Here is a 3566-nt window from a genome sequence, read left to right as displayed (position 1 = left end):
TAAGAGTATATCAAGCTATACTCTCATTGCGGAATCAGCCTCACATGTTTGAGGCGTAGCGGTGAGAGTATCCATCATTTTACATAAGCGAAGCATTGTCGAAGGTAGACAATCACAGCGCTTGTAAAATGATATTTGTCTGTGGTTCTCGAAAGTAGAGAACCACAGACAAATCAAAAAGCTTCGGGGAGGGCACTCAATTTGAAATTAGCTTGGAATACGCAAAAAAATAAAATGAGCGATGTTAAAGGCAAAGAGATGGAACAAGAACGTAAAGGGAGAATCAAAAACGACAAGATTGATTTGAAACGGACAAACTTAAACTTTGATTTAGTTGAAGATGAACGTCATTTGTATCATCGTGTGAAAGATAGAGTCGGTTATTATAAAGAACAGGGGTCACGCGTACAGAAAAATAGTGTGGTGATGTATTCCAATATCATTACGTTATCGAAAGAAGAGGCCGACCGTATGGGAGAAACACGTACAAAACACTACTTTAAGACATGTAAAGATTACTTCAGTGAACGTTTTGGTGAAGCCAATGTCGTTTCAGCGAAAGTGCATATGGATGAATCAGCGCCTCATATGCACCTTCACTTTATACCTGTTAATCATCAAGGGCGGTTATCAGCACGTACAGCTATGAATCGACAAGCCATTAATCATATCCATGATGAATTAACAACACATCTGTGCCAGCAAGGTTTTGATGTTGAACGTGGGAGTACCGATGATAATAAAACGTATATTCAAGATATTCATGAATATAAAAAGAAAGCGAAAGTTTTAAGTGAATTAGACCAACAAATTGAAACGAAAAAACAATTGTTGAGGGATATCAACGATTTACACGATGAAAAAGAAAATTTAACTCGGGATATTCAAAACTTAAAACGGAAAAATCATTTTTTACAAGAGGATTCTCAACAGGCTCAAGAAGATATCGACCTATACAAGCAACTGAGAACGATTTCTAGGGACGATTTTGAAAAAGAGGAGGAAAAGTACCAAAAAGAAATCAAAGCGTATGAGGCGTCTCTGAGTGGCCTTAGAATGAATTACAGAGATTTGGACAAGCGCAATCAACATTTAACAACACAAAATAATCAACTCGAACACCATTTAGACATGTTAAATGCACGTCATCAAGCGATGAACGACATGGTAAGAAATGATACACGTATTTTGTTTGCGGGACTTAGATGTGCATTGAAAGATAGGAACATTGAATTAAGCGCAGAAATTAAATATCAACGTATGCCAGAAGTCGGTATTGATCCCGATACGGTGGATCAGGGGGCTTTAACACATGCATATCAAGGTGATGTGTCAGGGATAGACCATCATATAAGAAAGGCATCAGCACCTATTAAAAAAGAGACAGAGAATGACTTAGAATTTTAGAATAAATCAATAAAAATAAGCACTCAAACAAGTATGATACTCGCCTGAGTGCTTATCTCATGAAAAGAGGAGATAAAAATTTAATAAGTATGATCAACCGATTAAGAACAATCATTACCTTACTTACAGCGCATATTAAATAGTTCTGTAAGGAGGAACAATACCTTTGCATTTCTATATTATTATAAGAATTCCAAGGTAGCAAAGATATTGTATTGGAAATGATAAGATGTGAGTATGATTTCTAAATTAATTGATGAAGATATTTTTTAAAGTTTATTTTTGTGTTCGTTTCTTTAGAAGTATATTTGAATGAATTTGGAGTATTTCACTCCGACCTTTTTAATATCTTTTTATAAATCTTTTTATAAACCTTTTTAGAAGTCGTTTGAGCTTTAGAGCCACAGCTTATTTGAGATGCTTAAGGAGTAGTTTTGCCACATAAAAGGAGTAGTTTTGCCACATAAAAGGAGTAGTTTTGCCACATAAAAGGAGTAGTTTTGCCACATAAAAGGAGTAGTTTTTATTATAAACCTTCTTTTGTTAATTGACATTGTTATCAAAGTGTTTTAACGTGAAAATATCAATTCAATAAGGAGTATCATAAAAAAACATGCTCCTTATTGAAATAATTATGTTGAGGTATCTATATAATGACGAGAGAAACAGTAGTATACAAAAACGATTTGAATTTAGTTCCTTTAAGAAAATTCACCAGTACTGAAATTAATTTATTTTTTGCCATGTGTAATAAACTTAAGGAAAAAGAAACTAACACACTTCATTTATCTTTTGATGAATTGAAAGAATTGAGTAACTATAGTCCGAAAACACGTAATATTAATAGATTCGTTAAAGACTTGGATGATGTATATAAGAAAATGTTGGAACTAACAATTAGATACGAAGATGATGAGGTTATAGAAAGATTTATTTTATTTAATCATTATAGAATTCATAAAAAAGATCAATACTTAGAAATTTCAACTTCTCCTAATTTAAAGCATATACTTAATTCAATTACTAGCAACTTTACTAAATTTGAATTAAAAGAAATGACAAATTTGAAATCTACATATTCAAAAAACATGTTTAGAATACTTAAACAATATAAACACACTGGTTATATGAAAATTAAAATTGATGATTTTAGAGAACGCCTAGATATCCCTAAATCTTATAGAATGACAGATATTAATAAAAATGTTTTGAAGCCTATTGTTACAGAGTTAAACACTATTTTTAACAATCTTCACATTAATAAAATCAAGGCTAAAAAGGGACGTAAAATTGAATGGTTAGAGTTTATCTTTGACGCTGAGAAGTGTATACATAGTAAACGAAAACCTGAAAGACAAGATAAAATTATGTCTAAGCGCTATAGTAGTCGAGAAAAAACACCTAAATGGTTAGAGAAAAAAGAATATACACAATCACACAAAATATATAATGAAGACACTAAATTAAGACAAGATAGAGAAGCATTTCAACGTCAATTAAAAGAAAAATGGGAGAATAAGTAAGAATGACAGTTTACTAATTTAAATATAAATTAGTCCTCCAAATGAATGAAGGACTATAACCATAATTAGTATAGAACACATTAATAATATTAACACTTTATGAGAATTAGAGAAATATTTAGTTTATTTGTCTTGAGTAATATTTTTCAGTGAATGAAATATTTAACCATTTATCAAAATTTATGAAATTTTGGTTAATTTCTTCTATTATTTCATTTCTGTATACATCTGCTTGTTCAATAGTTTGAATATAGGAATTTCTATCAACTATGTTTTGTAAATCAATATAAATAACTTGCCCCATTTTAGATATTCTAATATCTTCGTCTCTAATATTATATTCAATATTTTTTTTCTTTACTATATTATAAATATCATATTGTACTTCTTCTGAAGCAGACATTGATATAATTTCTTTACCATTTTTATATAGAAGTCTTATAGGCATAACTATTAAAATAATACCAGCGATTAAAACTAAAAAAGGATCTATGTAAGGAATTAGCCAATCAAATTTAGTATATTTTAGTATAAACATTAAAATAAAACCTAACACTAATCCAAAACTTACAAAAGTATCTAACAACCATTGAAGCATTTCTGCATATATTAAATCAGATTTTTTTCTATTTCTAG

3 protein-coding genes are annotated in these 3566 nt (G+C 30.3%); 2 read left to right on the top strand and 1 reads right to left on the bottom strand.

What is annotated here, in order from left to right; all coding sequences use genetic code 11:
* Positions 1-141 precede the first annotated feature (141 nt).
* Positions 142-1407: a MobV family relaxase gene (mobV, locus tag ABTY61_RS41555; protein ID WP_350510449.1), complete on the top strand. Its 1266-nt coding sequence runs from the start codon at positions 142-144 to the stop codon at positions 1405-1407.
* A 653-nt stretch (positions 1408-2060) separates the two neighbouring features.
* Positions 2061-2930, top strand: coding sequence for a replication initiation protein (locus ABTY61_RS41550; RefSeq protein ID WP_162159580.1), 870 nt, complete (start codon positions 2061-2063; stop codon positions 2928-2930).
* Between the two features lie 118 nt (positions 2931-3048).
* On the opposite strand, the gene ABTY61_RS41545 is transcribed toward ABTY61_RS41550, so the two are convergent.
* Positions 3049-3566, bottom strand: a 518-nt coding sequence (locus tag ABTY61_RS41545) for a cation efflux transmembrane domain-containing protein (protein WP_350510448.1), incomplete at its 5' end; no start/stop codon positions are given.

Origin of the sequence: Kitasatospora sp. NPDC096128, from assembly GCF_040303105.1 — a bacterium.
Classification (GTDB): Bacteria; Actinomycetota; Actinomycetes; order Streptomycetales; family Streptomycetaceae; genus Kitasatospora.
The sequence above is the reverse complement of the archived record's forward strand: the minus strand, read 5'-3'. Positions and strand labels throughout refer to the sequence as shown.

Excerpts from the sequence above, each read along its gene's own strand:
- ABTY61_RS41550 (WP_162159580.1), top strand. The coding sequence starts at position 2,061 with ATGACGAGAGAAACAGTAGTATACAAAAACGATTTGAATTTAGTTCCT.